The 18,601-nt window shown below is 70.8% G+C and carries 12 protein-coding genes; 6 read left to right on the top strand and 6 right to left on the bottom strand.

Annotated features, from left to right (window positions below; genetic code table 11):
* Positions 1-6 precede the first annotated feature (6 nt).
* The 4 genes from ACFYXF_RS38830 to ACFYXF_RS38815 form a co-directional block, all read right to left on the bottom strand.
* Positions 7-2,823 carry an NHLP bacteriocin export ABC transporter permease/ATPase subunit gene (locus ACFYXF_RS38830; RefSeq protein WP_389356687.1) on the bottom strand — a complete coding sequence of 939 codons (2,817 nt, stop codon included), beginning with the start codon at positions 2,821-2,823 and terminating at the stop codon, positions 7-9.
* Between the two features lies 1 nt (position 2,824).
* Positions 2,825-5,047, bottom strand: coding sequence for an NHLP family bacteriocin export ABC transporter peptidase/permease/ATPase subunit (locus ACFYXF_RS38825; RefSeq protein ID WP_389356686.1), 2,223 nt, complete (start codon positions 5,045-5,047; stop codon positions 2,825-2,827).
* On the bottom strand, positions 5,044-5,850 hold the full coding sequence (locus tag ACFYXF_RS38820) for an HlyD family efflux transporter periplasmic adaptor subunit (RefSeq protein WP_389356685.1): 807 nt from the start codon (positions 5,848-5,850) through the stop codon (positions 5,044-5,046). The genes ACFYXF_RS38825 and ACFYXF_RS38820 overlap by 4 nt, the downstream gene beginning before the upstream one ends.
* Positions 5,851-5,964: 114 nt before the next feature.
* Positions 5,965-6,183, bottom strand: a complete 219-nt coding sequence (locus ACFYXF_RS38815; RefSeq protein ID WP_389356684.1) for a type A2 lantipeptide — start codon at positions 6,181-6,183, stop codon at positions 5,965-5,967.
* A gap of 1,020 nt (positions 6,184-7,203) precedes the next feature.
* On the opposite strand from ACFYXF_RS38815, the gene ACFYXF_RS38810 reads away from it, so the two are divergent.
* On the top strand, positions 7,204-8,586 hold the full coding sequence (locus ACFYXF_RS38810) for a S1 family peptidase (RefSeq protein WP_389356683.1): 1,383 nt from the start codon (positions 7,204-7,206) through the stop codon (positions 8,584-8,586).
* Between the two features lie 325 nt (positions 8,587-8,911).
* On the opposite strand, the gene ACFYXF_RS38805 is transcribed toward ACFYXF_RS38810, so the two are convergent.
* Positions 8,912-10,966 (bottom strand): SpoIIE family protein phosphatase, encoded by a 2,055-nt coding sequence (locus tag ACFYXF_RS38805; RefSeq protein ID WP_389356709.1) that lies wholly within the window; start codon positions 10,964-10,966, stop codon positions 8,912-8,914.
* 683 nt (positions 10,967-11,649) lie between these two features.
* On the opposite strand from ACFYXF_RS38805, the gene ACFYXF_RS38800 reads away from it, so the two are divergent.
* From ACFYXF_RS38800 to ACFYXF_RS38780, 5 genes are all read left to right on the top strand, one after another.
* Entirely contained in the window at positions 11,650-14,130 is a 2,481-nt protein-coding gene (locus ACFYXF_RS38800; RefSeq protein ID WP_389356682.1) for a SpoIIE family protein phosphatase, read from the top strand.
* Between the two features lie 70 nt (positions 14,131-14,200).
* Positions 14,201-15,268: a glucose-1-phosphate thymidylyltransferase gene (locus tag ACFYXF_RS38795; protein ID WP_389356681.1), complete on the top strand. Its 1,068-nt coding sequence runs from the start codon at positions 14,201-14,203 to the stop codon at positions 15,266-15,268.
* A complete protein-coding gene (gene rfbB / locus ACFYXF_RS38790) occupies positions 15,265-16,257 on the top strand; it encodes a dTDP-glucose 4,6-dehydratase (protein WP_389356680.1) in 993 nt (330 codons plus the stop codon). Before ACFYXF_RS38795 ends, rfbB begins: the two co-directional genes overlap by 4 nt.
* Positions 16,254-17,129: a dTDP-4-dehydrorhamnose reductase gene (rfbD, locus tag ACFYXF_RS38785; protein ID WP_389356679.1), complete on the top strand. Its 876-nt coding sequence runs from the start codon at positions 16,254-16,256 to the stop codon at positions 17,127-17,129. Before rfbB ends, rfbD begins: the two co-directional genes overlap by 4 nt.
* Entirely contained in the window at positions 17,126-17,929 is an 804-nt protein-coding gene (locus tag ACFYXF_RS38780) for a class I SAM-dependent methyltransferase (protein ID WP_389356678.1), read from the top strand. Before rfbD ends, ACFYXF_RS38780 begins: the two co-directional genes overlap by 4 nt.
* 69 nt (positions 17,930-17,998) lie before the next feature.
* On the opposite strand, the gene rfbC is transcribed toward ACFYXF_RS38780, so the two are convergent.
* Positions 17,999-18,598, bottom strand: a complete 600-nt coding sequence (rfbC, locus tag ACFYXF_RS38775; RefSeq protein ID WP_389356677.1) for a dTDP-4-dehydrorhamnose 3,5-epimerase — start codon at positions 18,596-18,598, stop codon at positions 17,999-18,001.
* Positions 18,599-18,601: the final 3 nt, after the last annotated feature.

Below are 18,601 nucleotides of genomic sequence, written 5' to 3'. Positions count from 1 at the left end.
GGTCCCCTACGCCAGTTGCCGCCGCACCAGCTCGTGCAGCCGCCCGTCCGTGTCCGCCAGCAGTTGTGCCGGTGGACCCTGCTGGGCGACCTTGCCGTCCTCCATCACGATCACCCGGTCCGCGTCGAGCACCGTCGACAGCCGGTGGGCGATCACGATCCGGGTGGCGTTCAGCGCACGCGTGCTCTCGATGACGATGCGCTGGGTCTCGTTGTCCAGGGCGCTGGTCGCCTCGTCGAAGAAGAGGATGCGCGGCCTGCGGATCAGCGCCTGCGCGATCATCAGCCGCTGTCGCTGGCCGCCCGAGATCGCGCCGCTGCCCTGGACGATGGTGTGCAGCCCCATCGGCATCCGCTGGATGTCCTCGGCGAGGCCCGCCATCGCGGCGGCGGCCATCGCCTCCTCCGGCGTGTAGGGCTCCGTACCGCAGATGACGTCCAGGATCGAACCCGTCATCGGCTGGGCGTGCTGGAGCACGACACCGCACTGACGTCGTACGGCCGACTGGTCGAGCGCGCCCAGGTCCTGGCCGTCGTACAGCACACTGCCCGAGACCGGTTTGTCGAAGCCGATCAGCAGCCGCAGCAGGGTCGACTTGCCGCAGCCGCTGGGGCCCACGATCGCGACAAACTCTCCCGCCTTCACCTGGAAGGACACGTCGTCCAGGACGAGCGGGCCGTCGTCCGAGTAGCGGAAGGCGAGTCGGCGGGCCTCGATCGCGCCGGTCAGCACGCCGGGCCGGGTGCTCGCGACGCGTACCTCCGGGGTCGCCTCAAGGACCGGCTTGATCTCCTCGTACAGCGGGAGCGCGGCCACCCCGGAGACGAAGGCGCCGGTCAGTTGGGTGACCGACGTCAGGAGCATCGTCACCGAGGTGTTGAAGGTGAGGAAGGCCGCCGCCGACATCTCACCGCGCGCCGGGCCCGCGAGCAGCATGAACATCAGCAGCGTGCAGATCGGCAGGTAGACCGCGCCGAGGACCGTGGTGAGGTTCTTGATGCGGCCGACCTTCTGTTGCAGCTCACGGCTGCGCGCGAACTCGCCCGCCCAGGCCGCGTACGCGTAGTTCTCGGCCGCCGCGACCCGCAGTTTGGGCAGTCCACGCAGGGTCTGGAAGGCCTGGTTGTTCAGCTTGTTGGAGAGCACGATCAGGCGCCGCTGCCAGCGGACCTGCCAGAGGCCAAGTCCCAGGAACACAGCGGCGATCACCACCAGCATGCCGATCGCCGCCAGTGCCATCGGGACGCTGTACCAGAGGAGCAGGCCCAGGTTCATCGCCGCGACCGTGACCGACTGGGTGACGACCGGGGCAACTCCCGCCAGCAGCTTGCGGATCGCGCTGATGCCCATCGCCGCACTCGCCAGCTCACCGGTCGAGCGCTCGGTAAAGAACTTCGTCGGCAGCCGCAACAGCCGGTCCCAGACGGCCGGTTGGAGCGTCGCCTCGATCCGGCCCTCCATCCGGAGCAGGGTGAGGTTCTGCATCAGCATGAAGGCCGCCGCCACCACACTGCTGATCATCACGGCCAGACAGAACTGCACGATCAGCGTGGTCTGCGCCTTCGGCACGAACTCGCCGAGCACCTTGCCGGTGGCGACCGGCACGAGTGCGCCGATCGCGATCGTCACCAGGCTGCTCAGCAGCAGGTTCACCACATCGCCCCGGCTGCCGCCCATGCTGAACCGCAGCAGCCGCAGCGGGCTCATCCCGCGTTCGGGCAGCGGCCGGTAGAACATCACCGCCCGCTCCTCGAACTCCGCCGCGTTCGCTTTCTCCACCGGCGTCTCGCGCCCCGACGACGGCTGTACGGCCACATAGCCGCCGCGCCGCCACAGCAGCGCGACCGGAGAACCCGACAGACTCCGGTGACCGACCAGCGGGCCCACGTTGTCGTGCCACCAGCGGCCGTCGAGCCGGACGGCCCGGGTACGGACACGGGAGGCGAGCGCGATCCGTTCGACCGGGTCGAGCCGGTCGCTCTCGGTGCCGCTCTGCGCGGGCTCGGCGAGCGTGATCCCGGCCGCCCCGGCGACCAGCTTGCAGGCCGCGTACGTCGCATCCGCGTCGGCGGCGGTCGTGCGCTTCGCCGACTGCTTGCCGATCGACGCCAGCAGGGTCCGGTCGGCCTGGGCGCGGACGGCCTCGCCCGCCTTGATACCGGCCGCCGTACGGGTCTCGTGGCGGCGCTCCAGCTGCTCGATCCACCGGTCGAGGGTGGTGAGCAACCGGTGCTGCTGGTCGACCATGCCCTGCCAGACCCCGGGGTCCATCAGCAGGTCGGCGGCGGCCTCGGCGCCGTACAGCGATCCGTACTGCACGCTGCCCGGCGGGACCTGCATCCAGAACACGTCGTCGTCGGTCGGCGCGGCGGCCCGTTCCGAGGCCATCGGCGCCTGGAAGAGGACGGACATGCCTCGGCCGACGCCCAGGGCGAGGGCGTACTCCAGCGGGCTGGTCGCGGGGGGCACGTACTGGGCGTTGCCGTACTCGTCGTACGACCAGGTCTGGGTGTCCGGCGTCTGGTACAGCTCGCGCAGGCCGATGCGGTGCACCACGCAGTCGCGCACCGGGCGGGCGACCAGCGTGTGTTCCGGTCCGGTGACCGGGCCGAGCAGCAGCGCGCCCGCCTCAAGCCGGCCGATGTGGTGCCACTGGCCCTGCTCCACGGCGTCCACCGCGTACAGGTCGAGCGCGCCGGACGCGACCAGCCACAGCACCTGCGGGCCTTCGAGGTCGAGCCGGGTCTGCCCGGACAGGTCGTAACGCGTGCCCATCTGGCCGAGCGCGGTGAGGACGACGTCTTCCTCGTGAACGGTCGTCATCTCATCGCTCCCTGACCAGCTCGGCGTACGCCCCGCCGGCCGCCACCAGGGCGTCGTGCCGCCCGCGTTCCACGATCGTGCCGTGCTGGAGCACGACGATCTCGTCGCTGTCGCGCACCGTGGAGAGCCGGTGGGCGATCACCACACAGGCGCAGCCGCGCTTGCGCAGGTTGTCGATCACTGTCTGCTCGGTCTCCGCGTCCAGCGCGCTGGTCACCTCGTCGAGGACGAGAATGCTGGGGTTGCGCACCAACGCCCGTGCTATCTCCAGGCGTTGACGCTGTCCGCCGGAGAAGTTCCGCCCGTCCTGCTCGACCCGGCTGTGGATACCGCCCGGCCTGCGCGTCACCACGTCGTACAGCGCCGCGTCCTCAAGGGCCGCCACCACCGACTCGTCCGGGATCGACGGGTCCCACAGCGCCACGTTGTCCCGGACGCTGCCCTCGAACAGGAACACGTCCTGGTCGACGAAGGAGACGGAGGCCGCGAGCGCACCGCGCGGAATGTCGTCCAGACGCTGTCCGTCGATACGGATCACGCCCTCCCAGGGCGCGTACAGGCCCGAAATCAGCCTGGAGACCGTCGACTTGCCGCTGCCGGAGCCGCCCACCAGCGCCACCTGCTGACCTGGACCGACGGTCAGGTCGAAGCCGGAGAGGAGCGGCTTGTCGAGGGGGCTGTAGCCGAAGGTGATGTTCTGCAGTTCTACGTGGCCGTGCAGGCGGCGCGTCGAATCGCCGCCGCCCGGCCGGTTGTACAGCGGATCCGCCTGGAAGTTCTCGACGTCCTTGAGCCGGGCCACGTCCGCCGCGAAGTCCTGGATGCGGCCCGCCACACCGTTCAGCCGGGTCAGCGGCGCCGTGAACCGAACGACCAGGGCCTGGAACGCCACCAGCAGACCCACGGACAAGTGCCCCTCGACGGCCCGCATCCCGCCGATCCACAGGATCAGCGCACTGTTCAGCGTCGCCAGCGTCGGTGCGACGACACCCAGCCAGGCGCTCGGCACCCCGAGCCGCTGCTGCTCCTCCAGCGTGGTCGCGTGCTGTCCGGCCCACTTGCGGAAGTAGCCCTCCTCGCCGCCGGTCGCCTTCATCGTCTCGATCAACTGGAGCCCGGAATAAGCGGTGTTGGTCAACCGGGCGTTGTCCGCGCGGAGTTTGGCGGTACGGGTCGCCCGCAGCCGGATCACCACCCGCATGGCCACGATGTTCAGCAGCGCGACCCCGATGCCGACGGCCGTCAACTGAGGGTCGTACGTATAGAGGAGCACCGCGTACAGCATGACGACGACCGCGTCGACGCCCGCCGCCGAGAGGTCGCGGGCCAGCGTCTCGGACACCGAGTCGTTCGACTGGAGGCGCTGGACCAGGTCGGCCGGGCTGCGCTGGGAGAAGAAGGTGACCGGGAGACGGAGGAGATGGCGCAGGAAGCGTGCGCTGCTCAGGGTCGAGGAGATGATGCGGCCGTGCAGCAGGTTCGCCTGCTGCAGCCAGGTCAGTACGAGGGTCAGTGCCACGCACGCGCCCATCGACGCGAACAGCACCTCCAGCATCGAGGTCTGGCCGCCGATGAGGAACGTGTCGATGTAGGTGCGGCTGAGCGCGGGCATCGCGGCGCCCACCGCCACCAGCAGCAGACTCGCCAGGATCGCGGCGGGCATCGTGCCCGAAGTGCCGCGCAGCCGGGCCGGCATGGCACCCAGGACGCCCGGTTTACGCCCGCCGCGCTCGAAGTCGGGGCCCGGCTCCATGACGAGGACGACTCCGGTGAAGCTGGAGTCGAAGTCCTCCATCGGCACGAAACGGCGGCCCTTGCCCGGGTCGTTGATGTACACCCCGCGCCGGCCGAAGCGGCGCCCCATGCCGTCGAGGACGACGTAGTGGTTGAACTCCCAGAACAGGATCGCGGGCGCGTTCACCTCGGCGAGCGCGGCCGTGTCCATCTGCATGCCCTTGGCCGTCAGACCGTAACTCCGCGCCGCCTTCAGGAGGTTGCTCGCGCGCGAGCCGTCCCGGGAGACACCGCAGGCGATGCGCAGCTCTTCGAGGGGGATGTGCCGACCGAAGTGTCCGAGGACCATGGCGAGCGAGGCCGCGCCGCACTCCACGGCCTCCATCTGGAGGACGGTCGGGGTACGCACGGACTTGCCGCTGCCCTTGGGGACCGTGCGCCGGGGCGGGGCCGAGCGGCGCTTGGCCCGGGAGTTCTGTGCGGCACTCACGGCAGCAGCCAATCGACGGGACGCTGGTCGGCCAGCCGGATCGAGCCCGAGGCCAGGGTCATGGAGGTGAGCTTGAACGGCGGCCCGTCGGCCGACGACCACTCGTAACCGCTCTTCGTGGCCGACGACTTGTCCAGCCTCACCAGGACGGCGACCGGCCGGCCCTTCTTGGTGAACTGCTCGCCCAGCTGGCTGTCCCCGAGGAACGCGCCGATCTGCTGCTGCGCCTGGGGAGCCCGGTCCACCGACTTCACATGGCCGCGCAGCACCCCGTACTGCTGGGTGGGTGCCGTCTGGACGGTCAGGTCGACGGCCGCGTTCGCGGGAATCGTGGCGGCGTTCTCGGCGGGGACGTACACCGTCGCGTACAGCGGATCGCTCGCGCGGGCGACCTTCTCCACGGCCGCGATGTTCGTGCCCGTCCCGATGATCTGGCCGATCGTGGCGGCGAGCGCGGTGAGCCGGCCCGCGGCGACCGAGCGGACGACCGTGTCGCCGGAGGCCGTACGGACCTTCAGCACAGGCGAGTTGGCGGGCAGCCGGGCGCCCTCCTCGGCGAGTACCGCGGTGATCTGGCCGGAGACGGGGCTCTGCAGGACGTAACTGCCCTCCCCGTGCGTGAGGATGGCGGGCGCGCTCACCGTGGAGGAGACGGACCCCGTGACCGCCCACACGGACGCGGCGGCCATGACGACCACCGTGACGGAGAGGACCAGCCAGCCCTGGGGGCGCGCGAAACGCACCGGAAGGTCCAGCTCTTCGGGCGACTGGAGCTTGGCGAGGGCCTGTTGGCGGAACTGCACGGGCTTTCCTCACCTGCGTGACGAAGACTTGCCTGAGAAAGGCCGATGGTTTGTGGCAACCGAGAATCCCGGAACCGCGAAACGGTTCCGGGACTCAGCGGCACAAGGCGTCGATCAGAGACCGGCGACCAGGTTGGTGACCGCACCGGTGTTCAGGCCGGTGAGGCCCTCGACAGTGCCGACGACCGTGCCGACCAGCGGGGTGACGCCGGGGGCAACGCTGTCCACCAGGCCCGTGACGGTGCCGACGGCGTTCAGGGACAGACCGCCGGAGACGGCGTCGAGAGCGGCGTCCGACAGCTCGGCGGTCTCAACCTGGGGGGTGGAGTTCATGATGGAACTTCCCTTCGTATGGGTGTTTCAAGGGGGAGAGCGGCCCCCACTGGGGACAGATGACGGCCGCGATCGCAGGACCAGTCAGGCTCGTTTCCGGAACCTGTGCGGCCCCTGCGATGCGATGGATCAAAGCACGCCCGCACAGCCGTCTTCCAATCAACCAACGCCCTCACCAGGGCACTTGAGCCCCACGGGCCCCAAACCGTGAGGGCGTGCGCACGGCTTCGCGGCGACTTCTTCACATGCCGCACCGCTTCGGCGCACCCCGGCTCTTGCGGCCGGGCACACACGTCGGACATGGGTGCGCGACCGAATCGGACAGTCCGCCATCAAAGGCGTGGCGTGTAACGGGCGGATGTGCGGAACAGGAGTGTGCGGTGACCTGACTGAGTATTCGATGTGCAGATTCCCTGAAGCCGGGATTCGTATCGGTTTGACCGACACAAAGCCATGAGGCGATTACGGAAAGTGTTTCGCTGTGCCTTTCCTGTGCGTCTGCTTGATCCGGAAGGGCGATACGGACGAGTGCCGGCGGCTCGGGGGACCGGCTTGATCCGGACATCGGATCCGGTCACCGCGCACGGATATGTCGGGGGCGGGTGGGGTGCGGTCAGGGGGACGAAAGCCCTGGGTGTCGCCGGTGCCGCGATCATCGGCGAGGTGTCCGCGGCGGCCGGTGGAGTCCGCCCCGGACGACCGCTCCCATCAGGGCGTTCGCCGCAGGGCGCGGTGCCGGCCCAACTCCTCGGCGGACAGGCCGGGATCGACCGCTCAGGGCGCGAAGCCGGTGGAATGGATCTTGTCTGCTTCGGCAGGCGTCATCGGCATATGGGTGGTTGTTCCCGGCGGCTCTCGGTCAGGGCCTGGCAATGGCCGATTCGCTGTTTCGCAAAGGGAGTTGGCAAACGCGTTTGAACGCCCCACGTGAACCGTCCGTACCTACAGCCATCCAGGCGCCCCAGTCGGTCGCCGAGAACGATCGGCGGCTAAGACCCCGCCCCGCAGGAGGTCAAGAAGTTGAGTCACAAGCGAGTTCCGAAGCGTAAGGCCGCGATAGCGGTGGGCAGTGTCGCGGCGATCGGCGCGGCGGCACTGCTGCTGCCCAACGCCATGGCGTCCCAGACCGACGCTGCGGACGGCGCGGCTCCGAAGACCCTGAAGGCGACGGCGGCCTCGGATCTCGCCTCGCAGCTGGAGGAACTGCTCGGGGACGCCTTCGCAGGCTCCTACTACGACGCCGACAAGCAGCAGCTCATCATCAACGTCGTCGACGTCGAGGGTGACAACAACAACGTCATCATCCAGGCCCAGAAGGCCGGCGCCGCAGTCCGCGAGGTCGAGAACAGCATCGCCGAGCTGAAGGCGGGCGCGCAGACCCTCAAGGCCGAGGCGACCATCCCGGGTACCGCCTGGTCCGTCGACCCCCGGACCAACAAGATCCAGGTCACCGCCGACAGCACGGTCACCGGCGCCAACTGGGACACCATCGAGTCGACCGTCCAGAGCCTCGGCGCGGGCATGGCGACCATCAAGAAGAGCGCGGGCACCTTCAAGCCCCTCGCCGTGGAGGGCGGCGACGCCATCTTCGGCGGCGGCGCCCGCTGCTCCCTCGGCTTCAACGTGGTGACCGGCGACGGCACGCCCGGCTTCCTGACCGCCGGTCACTGCGGTGTCGCCGCGGCCGAGTGGTCGGAGGAAGAGGGTGGCGCGCCGGTCGCCACGGTCGAGGCGGCCACCTTCCCGGGCGACGGAGACTTCGCACTCGTGAAGTACGACGACCCGGCGACCGTGGCCGACAGCACCGTCGACGTCGGGGGTGGTCAGACCGTCGACATCCTCCAGGCCGCCGAGGCCGAGGTCGGCCAGCAGGTCTTCCGGATGGGCTCCACGACGGGCCTCAACGACGGCGAGGTCACCGGCCTCGACGCCACCGTGAACTACCCCGAGGGCACGGTCACCGGCCTCATCCAGACCAACGTCTGCGCGGAGCCCGGCGACAGCGGCGGCTCGCTGTTCACCCAGGACGGCAGCGCGATCGGCCTGACCTCCGGCGGCAGCGGCGACTGCACGGTCGGCGGCGAGACCTTCTTCCAGCCGGTCACCACGGCCCTGGCGGCCGTCGGCGCCACCCTCGGCGCGGCTGACGCGGGCGCCGGCGCCGGAGATGAGGCCGGCGCGGGCGAGGAAGCGGGCGCCGGTGAGGAAGCCGGTGCCGGTGAAGAGGCGGGCGCCGGCGAGGAAGTCGGCGCCGGTGAAGAGGCTGGTGCCGGTGAGGAAGCCGGTGCGGGCGAGGAGGCCGGACTCGGTGAAGAGGTCGGCGGTGACGAACTCGGCGGTGTGGACGACCAGGCCACCGAGGGCGTCGACGACGGCACCGGTCTGGAGACCGAAGGCCACTGACCGGCCACACCACCAGTAGTACCGGCCGCCAGTGAAACGGTCCGGCCCTCCGGCGGGAGGGCCGGACCGTTCTGCGTTCGTGGGCCTCCGGCGGAGCGGCGGCGGAGTTCCGTGGGCGCACGTGTGCGTGGCTGGCTCCGGGCCCCGCCCTGTAGGCCGGACGGCCGTGGGCGACCGGCTCGGCGGCTGTCGCCTCTGGGCGTGTCCTCGGTGCAGGTGTGCGTGGCATGGTTCCGGGCCTCGGCCCTGTACCGCGGACGGCCCACGGCCCACCGGCGTGCACGTTCCTCCCGTAGGGCAGCCGTCGCCGCCGGCGCCAGAGCCGTCAGTTCTCCGGTTTTGCCCTCAGTAGCAGCAGCGCGATGTCGTCCGCCCGGGCCGTCGTCCCCGCGCCGAACTCGACCAGCCCGTCGGCGAGTTCGTCCAGTGGGCGGTCGCCGGTTTCCGCGAGCCGCTGCCCCAGCGCGGCCAGTGCCTCGTCGATGTCGACGCCCGGGGACTCGATCAGGCCGTCCGTGTACAGGGCCAGGACCGAGCCCGGCGGCAGCTCGACCTCGGTTGTCGGGTACGAGGCCGAGGCATCGATTCCCAGCAGCGGGCCCCCGGCCAGATCGAGCACGCGCACCTGCCCGTCCGGGCGTCTCAGCAGCGGCTGCGGATGCCCCGCGCGGGCCATCACGGCCCGCCCGGATCCCGGGTCCAGCCGCAGATACAGACAACTGGCGAACAACTCGGTCCCGAGATCGATCAGCAGCCGGTTGGTGCTGCTCATGACCTCCTCAGGCGCCTGACCGACGGTCGTGTACGCCCGTACGGCCGTACGGATCTGCCCCATCAGGGCGGCCGCCGTCACGTTGTGCCCCTGGACGTCCCCGATCACCGCCGAGGCCCGCCCGTGCGAGGTCACCAGGTCGTAGAAGTCGCCGCCGATGTCCATGCCCTGGGTGGCGGGCAGATAGCGCGCAGCGGCCTCGAACCCGGGCAGCGACGGCAGGGAAGCGGGCAGTAGAGCGGCCTGGAGGCCGTGCGCGACCCGGTGCTTGGCGTCGTACAGCAGGGCCCGCTCCAGGGCCTGGGCGATCAGACCGCCGAGACTGGTCAGGACGGCGCGCTCGTCGGCGGGGAACGCGTGCTGTTCGGCGTACCCCAGCACACACGTGCCCACCGGCCGCCCGGACGCGATCAGCGGGAGATACGCCCAGGCCGCCATCGTCCCGACCACCTCCCGCACCGTCGGATACAGCCGGTCCAACTGTCCCCGCGACTCGAAGAAGGCGGGCACCCCGGTGGTGAGGACCTGCGTCCCCGGGGTCTGTTCGGACAGCGGCAGCCCGTCGAACCGCTCCACCAGCTCCGGGTCCTCGAACCCCCGGTGCCCGACCACACGCATGCGCCCGCCCCGCGAGCCCAGCATCACCAGCGTCTGGCAGCCCACCGCCGGCATGATCTCGTCCGCGACCAGCTGGACGACATCCTGGACGCCTGCCGCCTCGGTGAGCGCCCCCGCCAGGGACAGCACCTGCGAGATCGTGACGAGGCTGGACGGTCCGCCCGGCCGCCGCTCCGCCCGGTCCAGCTCGGCCACCGCCCGTGCCCTGGTGATCCGTACGCTCAGTCCGGTCGTGCTCGGATACAGCCGGAACGACAGCCAGTCGCCGGGTGGGCGCAGCGCCACGAACGACGTGACGTGCAGACTGAACAGCGCGGCGCGGTAGCGGTCCTCGTACACCGGATCGTTCAGCCAGGGCACCGACGCCCACAACCGACTGCCGAGCAGCTCGTCCGCAGGTACCCCCAGCAACTCGGCGGCCGCCGCGTTCACGAAACCGACCCGCCCGTGCAGATCGAGGGAGCACAGCCCGTACGGCAGCCGCGACACCATCCGCGCCGCCTCGACCGTGCCGAGGGTGTCGGCCACCGGCGTGCCCGGCCAGGCGGCCAGCAGATCCGCCTCGGGCCGCAGCGTACGGTGCTCGGCGGCGGCCCGCTCCAGCCGCAGCGCCAGCCGGTCGCAGGCCGCGGTGAGCTGCTCCCGCTCCCGGTCCGACAGCTCCGGCGGATGCGAACCGGGCCAGGTCACGAAGACCGCTCCGTACACCGTCGAGTCGGTCGCCACCGGCAGGGCGGCCAGTGCGAAGGGGTACGGCAGCACGACGGCGACCCGTGGGTACCGCCGGGCCATGTCCTCCTCACCGCCCACCCACACGAACCGCCGCTCGCGCGCCGCCTGGGCGACGGGTACCGGCGAGCCGAGCCCGACCCGCTCCCAGGGCGCGGCGAAGGCCCGGGGCAGCCCGGCCATGACGGCCATCTCCAGTACGGACTCGCCCGGGGCCAGCAGATACACGCCGCCCGCGTGGGCCTGGACGTCGTCCATCATTCCGGCCAGCGCCAGCGACAGGAGTGGCCTGTCGAACGCCGCGGAGCCGCCGCCCGGTCGCCCGGAGACCTGCGCATCGCCCACCCGGACCACCTCCTCACCGGACCGGGCCCTCCCGGCTCAAGGCTCCCCCCACACGCCCCACCGCGCACGGCGAACGACCTGCTCGTTCTCTCGCCCCCGCCGCCCCTACCCGTCCCATCCCTGGGGGCTGCCGCCCCCAGACCCCCGCTTGTCGGCCTGAACGGCCTCGTCCTCAAACGCCGGACGGGCTGAGTGGGGTGCGGGCCGGTGCTGAGAGATCAAGCCTCGGCCGACGTTCGAGGACAACCGTGCTCAGCCCACCCCTTTCCCCGCCCATCCACCCCCGCCGCGCTTCAGGACGGGCCTGGGCATTCCAGCCCGTCCGGCGTTTGAGGACGAGCGCGTCCAGCGCGACCTTCCCACCCACCCGTCCGCAGCCCCACCCAGCCCCTCCGGCGTTTGAGGAGCGGGGGTTCGGGGGCGGAGCCCCCGAGGATGGGACGGGTAGGGGCGGCGGGGGCGAGAAACACCAGGACCCGGGTGGGCACCGGCGGTCGTGGCTCTGTGGGGCCGCCGTGCGGGGTGTCCACTGGGCCGACCGGTGTCGTCGGAACGGCACAGGGGCTGCGCCAGCGCCCCATACGCGCTGTAATGACGACGTGGTCAGTGAGGACGCGAGACGCGGAACGAGAACGCTGCGTGCCGAACTTGCCCTCAAGACCCTCCCCGCCGACCTCGACCCCCGCGAGTACCTGCGCCGCGTCCTCGAACAGGCGCTCGTCTTCGCGGATGTGGTCACCACCGCCGTGTACACCCCTGGTGATGGCGGTGATCTGCTGTGTCTCGTCGAGTCCGCCGGCGTGCCCCGCACGCTGTACGGCCTGCGCGACAGCTACGCGGTGGCCGGCGGATCGCCCGCCGCCGAGGCCCACCGCACCGGCCGGACGGTATGGCTCGGCCCCGGCGAACTCGCCGACTGCGCCGAGTCACGGCGGATGCCGACCGCCGACGTCCACCTGGCCGCCCTGCCCGTCCGCGCGGGGGCGGCCGTAGGTGACGGCGGGTGTCTGCTCGCCGTGACGGAGAGTCCCGGCGGCTTCGACGACGACGCCCGGGACTGTCTCGCCCTGCTCGCCGACGCAGTCGCCTGGCCCGCCCCGATCGCCGCCGGGGATCAAGGTGAACTTCCCGCCAACGCCTTCAGCCTCGCCATGGACACCGGCCGCGTCGAGGTCGGCGACGAACTCCTCGAACTGTTCGCGCTCGACCGGACCGACTTCGATGGAAGAGTCGAGACGCTGCTCGGGCTGACCGTGCCCGAGGATCTGCCCTCCCTCATGTCCGTCGTCGAGGCCGACCACATGTCCATCGGCGACCGCGAGCTGGAGTTCCGGGTGGTGCAGCCCGCCGGTCCGCCCCGGTGGCTGCGGCTGCGCGGACGGCTCGTGACCGGCGGGGAGGGCCGCCCCGCCCGGCTCGTGGGCACCGTGGGAGACGCCTCAACGCTGCGCTCGGGCGTCACCGACGTGGCCCGCGTCCAGCGCCTCGCCGCCGCCCTGGCCACCGCCGGGACCGTCCGCGACGTCGGCCAGGCCGTCGTCACCGCGCTGCGCGAGCCGCTGCGGGCCGACCGGATCGCCCTCGCCGAGCTGGAGAACGACCGGCTCGTCGTCACCGTCCTCGACCCGCCCGAACCCGAGTCCTGGCCCGAGCTGTGGCGCCTGGAATGGCGCTCCGAGTGGCCCGAGTCGCCGGTGCGCTCCATGCCCACACTGGCCGCCGCCCTGCGCGAGGGCCGCGCCGCGATCTGGCCCGCGGGCACCGAGATGGAGCCCGCGCTCGAAGGCGTCGGCCCCGGCGGTCTCGCCGTACTGCCGCTGCCCGCCGGCGGCCGGATGGCCGGCCTCTGCCTGATCGGCTGGGACAGCCCGCACGAGTTCGGCACCGACGAACGGGCCCTGCTCACCGCCGCCGCAGGCCTCGCCGGACAGGCCCTGACCCGCGCCCACGCCTTCGACGCCGAACACGAACTCGTCGGCATGCTCCAGCGCTCCCTGCTGCCCCGCCGGCTGCCCAAACTGCCCGGCGGGGTCGCCGAGGCCCGCTATCTGCCGACCACCGAGGGCCTGGAGGTCGGCGGCGACTGGTACGACGTGATCCCGCTGCCCGACAACCACGTCGCCCTCGTCATCGGCGATGTCCAGGGCCACAACGCGAGCGCCGCCACCCTCATGGGCCAGATGCGCACCGCCCTGCGCGCCTACGCCGTCGAGGGTCACCCGCCCGACGTCGTCGTCTCCCACTCCAACCGGCTCCTCGCCGACATGGAGACCGACCTCTTCGCCACCTGCTGCTATGTCGAGGTCGACATGGAGGAGGGCACCGCCTGGTACGTCCGCGCCGGCCACCTCCCCCCGGTCGTCCGCCACCCCGACGGCACCACCGAGGTCGCCGAGTCCGACGTAGGACCCCCGCTCGGTGTGCTGCCCCGGGCCGACTTCCCGATGAGCATGCTGCGCCTCCAGCCCGGCACCCTGCTCGCCCTCACCACCGACGGCCTCGTCGAGTCCGCGGAGACCGACGTCGAGGACGGACTCAACGCCCTCGCGGCCGACCTCGCCGCCGCCGACCCCGCCCACCTCGGCCTGGTCGCCGACGCCCTGCTCGCGGGCGCCAACCGCAACGACGACGTGGCCCTGCTCCTGCTGCGCTACGACGGCATGGAGAAGCGCCCGCTGCGCGAGAGCTGGACCGTGTGGCGGGTGCCCGAGGCGGTCCGGCACGCCCGCCGCTTCAGCAAGCGCACCCTGCGCACCTGGAGCCTGTCCGGCGAGGCGGGGGCCCCGGAGAACATCCAGGAGAACATGGACACCGTGCTCCTGGTCGTCTCCGAACTGGTCACCAACGCCCTCGTGCACACCGACGGCCAGGTCCGTCTCGACCTCACCCTCTTCAACGGCCGGCTGCGCGTCGCCGTCGCCGACAACTCGCCCCGCACCCCCATCAGACCCACGAACCTCGGCTGGGAGGCCACCGGCGGCCGGGGCATGCTCCTGGTCGAGGCCATGTCGGCGGCCTGGGGAACCGTCCCGGTCAGCGGCGGCAAACAGGTGTGGAGCGAGATCGCACTGGAGTCCTGAAGGGCAGCCCTGGCGGTCACTCTGAGGCACCGGATATTACGTACCGGGAAATCGCAGCTAGGGTGAACGGATGAAGGCTCTCGTGCTCTCCGGTGGCGCCGGCACGCGGCTTCGGCCGATCACCCATACCTCGGCGAAGCAGCTCGTGCCCGTGGCCAACAAACCCGTGCTGTTCTACGGCCTGGAATCCCTCGCCGACGCGGGCATCACCGAGGTCGGCATGATCGTCGGCGACACCGCGGCCGAGATCGAGGAAGCGGTCGGCGACGGATCGAAGTTCGGCCTGCAAGTCACCTACATCCCGCAGGAGAAGCCCCTGGGCCTGGCCCACGCGGTGCTGATCGCCCGGGACTTCCTCGGTGACGACGACTTCGTCATGTACCTCGGCGACAACTTCATCATCGGCGGCATCAGCGCCCTCGTCGACGAGTTCCGCGGACTGCGTCCGGACGCCCAGATCCTCCTCACCCAGGTCCCCGACCCGCGCTCCTTCGGCGTCGCCGAACTCGACGCGGACGGCCAGGTGATCGGCCTGGAGGAGAAGCCCGAGCACCCCAAGAGCGACCTCGCGCTCGTCGGCGTGTACCTCTTCACCCCGGCCATCCACGACGCCGTACGCGCCATCCGCCCGTCCTGGCGCGGCGAGTTGGAGATCACCCACGCCATCCAGCACCTCATCGACACCCGGTCCGACGTACGATCCACGCTCATCAAGGGCTACTGGAAGGACACGGGGAACGTCGCCGACATGCTGGAAGTCAACCGCATGGTCCTGGAGAGCCTGGAGCGGCGGATCGACGGCGACGTGGACGACGCCTCCGAGACCATAGGGCGTGTGGTGATCGAGGAGGGCGCGAGCATCACCCGCTCCCGCATCGTCGGACCCGTCGTCATCGGCGCCGGAACCGTCGTCAGCGACTCCTACGTCGGACCGTTCACCTCCCTCGCGGAGAACTGCCGGATCACCGACAGCGAGCTGGAGTTCTCCATCGTGCTGCGCGACTCGTCCATCGCCGGGGTGGGCCGCATCGAGTCCTCGCTCATCGGCCGGCATGTCGAGGTGACCCCGGCCCCCAGTGTTCCCAGCGCCCACCGACTCGTCCTCGGAGACCACAGCAAGGTGCAGATCCATTCATGAACCTCCTCGTCACCGGCGCCGCCGGATTCATCGGCTCCATGTACGTCCGCAACCTCCTCGCGTCCGACGCCCCCGACGCGCCCCGGATCACGGTGCTGGACAAGCTCACGTACGCGGGCACCCTGGAGAACCTGCCGACCGGGCATCCCCGGCTGAAGTTCGTCCAGGGCGACATCTGTGACGCCGAACTGGTCGACAAGCTGATGGCCGAGGCCGACCAGGTGGTCCACTTCGCCGCCGAGTCCCATGTGGACCGCTCGATCGACGGCGCCGCCGACTTCGTCCGCACCAACGTGGTGGGCACCCAGGTGCTGCTGGACGCGGCCCTGCGCTACGGCGTCGGCCCCTTCGTGCACGTCTCCACCGACGAGGTGTACGGCTCGATCGAGACCGGCTCCTGGCCGGAGGACCACCCGCTGGCCCCCAACTCGCCCTACTCGGCGTCGAAGGCCTCCTCCGACCTGCTCGCCCTCGCCTACCACCGCACCCACGGCCTGGACGTGCGCGTCACCCGCTGCTCCAACAACTACGGGCCGCACCAGTTCCCCGAGAAGGTCATCCCCCTCTTCGTCACCAACCTCCTCGACGGCAAGAAGGTCCCGCTGTACGGCGAGGGCCTCAACGTCCGCGACTGGCTGCACGTCGACGACCACTGCCAGGGCATCGACCTGGTGCGCACCGGAGGCCGGCCCGGCGAGGTCTACAACATCGGCGGCGGCACCGAACTGAGCAACAAGGAACTCACCGGGCTGCTCCTGGAGGCCTGCGGAGCCACCTGGGACAGCGTGGAGTACGTCGAGGACCGCAAGGGCCACGACCTGCGCTACTCCGTCGACTGGAGCAAGCTCCACGACGAGCTGGGCTACACCCCGCGCCACGACTTCGCCGCCGGCCTCGCCGCCACCGTCGCCTGGTACCGCGACAACCGCGCCTGGTGGGAGCCCCTCAAGCAGCGCGTCGGCACCGCGGAGAAGCAGGCAAAGGGATGAAGTGGCTGGTCACCGGCGCGGCCGGCATGCTCGGCCTCGACACCGTCGAGGAACTCCTCAGGCGCGGTGAGGACGTCGTGGGCCTCGCCCGCGCCGCCCTGGACATCACCGACCCCGACGACATCCGCCGCGTCTTCACCGAGCACGAGCCCGACCTGGTCGTCAACTGCGCCGCCTACACCGCCGTCGACGACGCCGAGACGGACGAGGACACCGCGTTCCACATCAACGGCGTCGGCCCGCGCCTGCTCGCCCAGGCCTGCGCCGAGCACGGCGCCCGCCTCATCCACGTCTCCACGGACTACGTCTTCGACGGCGAGGCCCGCGACACCCCGTACCCCGAGGACCACACCCCGGCCCCGCGCACGGCGTACGGCCGTACCAAACTCGCCGGTGAAGAGGCCGTCCTGGCCACGCTCCCGGACACCAGCGCCGTCCTGCGCACGGCTTGGCTGTACGGCGCCCACGGCGGCAACTTCGTGCGTACGATGATCGACCTGGAGGCGCGTCGGGACACCCTCGATGTCGTCGACGACCAACGCGGCCAACCCACTTGGAGCGCGGACGTCGCCGTACGGATCGCCGACCTGGGGCCCCTGATCGGGCCCGGGACGAACGGTATTCTCCACGCCACCAACTCCGGCGAGGTCACCTGGTGCGAGCTGGCGCGTGAGGTGTTCCGCCTCATCGACGCCGACCCGGACCGGGTGCGCCCCACCACCAGCGCGGCCTTCGTCCGGCCCGCACCCAGGCCCGCATACAGCGCCCTCGGCCACGGCCGCTGGCAGCAGACCGGTCTCGGACCCCTCCGTGACTGGCGTACCGCCCTGCACGAAGCACTGCCACACATCCGCAAGGAGATTTCCTCGTGAAACGTCATGAGTTCCTCCGGGAGCTCCACAAGGTCAGCGCGAACAGGAACTACCTGGAGATCGGCGTCAACGACGGCCGAAGCCTGACCCTGTCCCGGGTACCCAGCATCGCGATCGACCCCGCGTTCAAGGTGGTCTCCGAGATCCGCTGCGACGTCCATCTCGCCAAGGCCACCAGCGACGACTTCTTCGCCCGGCAGAACCCCCTCGCCCACCTCAAGGGCGGCCGGCACCCGCTGCGCAACCTGGCCCGCAACCGCAGCCCGTTCGGCTACTGGCAGCGCACCACGCTCGACCTGTCGTTCATCGACGGCATGCACCTGTTCGAGTACGCGCTGCGCGACTTCATCAACGTCGAGAAGCACTCGGACTGGGCCAGCGTCATCGTCCTCGACGACATGCTGCCGCGCAGCATCGACGAGGCCGCCCGCGACCGGCACACCAACGCCTGGACCGGCGACGTCTACAAGCTGATCGAGATCCTCGCCCGGTACCGCCCCGACCTGGTCACGGTCCTCGTCGACACCGCGCCCACCGGCCAGCTCATCGTCTTCGGCGCCGACCCCGACAACACCGTGCTCTCGGACAAGTACGACGAGATCATCGCGGAGTTCGAGGTCGCGGACCCGCAGAAGGTCCCCGAGAGCGTCCTGGAGCGCACGCCCGCCGTCAAGCCGGAGACCCTCGTCGAGGCCGCCTTCTGGGCCCCGCTCGTCCGCTCCCGCAACCGCGGCACCAAGCGCGGCAAGGGCTGGGAGCAGCTGCGCCGCAGCCTGGAGCCGCTGAGCACCAGCCGCTGACGTACCGCTGAATCAAGGGCTGTGGCCCGGCAGCCGATGAGCTGCCGGGCCACAGCCCTTGTTCCTGGGTTACCGGTTGTCGCGCAGGCCCGCGTAGTAGGCCGCGCAGTCCGCGTACGACGGCAGCAGCCCGGACCGCTCGGCCTCCGCCAGCGTCGGCGCCTCGGCGTCCTTCTCCGACAGCACCGGCTCGATGCCCTCGGGCCAGGCGATGCCCAGCGCCGGGTCGAGCGGATTCACCCCGTGCTCACGCCCCGGCGCGTACCCGGTCGAGCACAGGTACACCACGGTGGCGTCGTCGGTGAGCGCCATGAAGGCGTGCCCGAGCCCCTCCGAGAGGAACACGGCGTGCCGGGTGTCGTCGTCGAGGCGTACGGCCTCCCACTGCCCGTAGGTGGGCGAGCCGACCCGGATGTCCACCACGACGTCCAGGACCGCGCCGCGCACGCACGTCACGTACTTGGCCTGGCTAGGCGGTACGTCCGAGAAGTGCACGCCGCGTACGACGCCCCGGCGCGAGACCGAGCAGTTGGCCTGGGCGAGGGAGAGGTCGTAGCCGGTGGCCTCGCGGAACTCCTCGCCCCGGTACCACTCGTGGAAGCTGCCCCGGTCGTCCGGGAAGATCTTCGGCTCCAGTACCCAGGCGCCTTCGATGTCCAGTGCGCGCATGGT

Origin of the sequence: Streptomyces sp. NPDC002680, assembly GCF_042889145.1 — a bacterium.
In the GTDB taxonomy this organism is placed as follows: Bacteria; Actinomycetota; Actinomycetes; order Streptomycetales; family Streptomycetaceae; genus Streptomyces; species Streptomyces adonidis.
Note: the sequence above shows the minus strand (reverse complement) of the source record. Positions and strands in the feature narration are given on the sequence as shown.

Bases quoted from the DNA above. Each gene is read 5' to 3' on its own strand.
- ACFYXF_RS38795 (WP_389356681.1), top strand. From the start codon at position 14,201: ATGAAGGCTCTCGTGCTCTCCGGTGGCGCCGGCACGCGGCTTCGGCCG.
- ACFYXF_RS38805 (WP_389356709.1), bottom strand. From the start codon at position 10,966: ATGATGGACGACGTCCAGGCCCACGCGGGCGGCGTGTATCTGCTGGCC.
- ACFYXF_RS38815 (WP_389356684.1), bottom strand. From the start codon at position 6,183: ATGAACTCCACCCCCCAGGTTGAGACCGCCGAGCTGTCGGACGCCGCT.
- rfbD (WP_389356679.1), top strand. From the start codon at position 16,254: ATGAAGTGGCTGGTCACCGGCGCGGCCGGCATGCTCGGCCTCGACACC.
- ACFYXF_RS38830 (WP_389356687.1), bottom strand. From the start codon at position 2,823: ATGACGACCGTTCACGAGGAAGACGTCGTCCTCACCGCGCTCGGCCAG.
- rfbC (WP_389356677.1), bottom strand. From the start codon at position 18,598: ATGCGCGCACTGGACATCGAAGGCGCCTGGGTACTGGAGCCGAAGATC.
- rfbB (WP_389356680.1), top strand. From the start codon at position 15,265: ATGAACCTCCTCGTCACCGGCGCCGCCGGATTCATCGGCTCCATGTAC.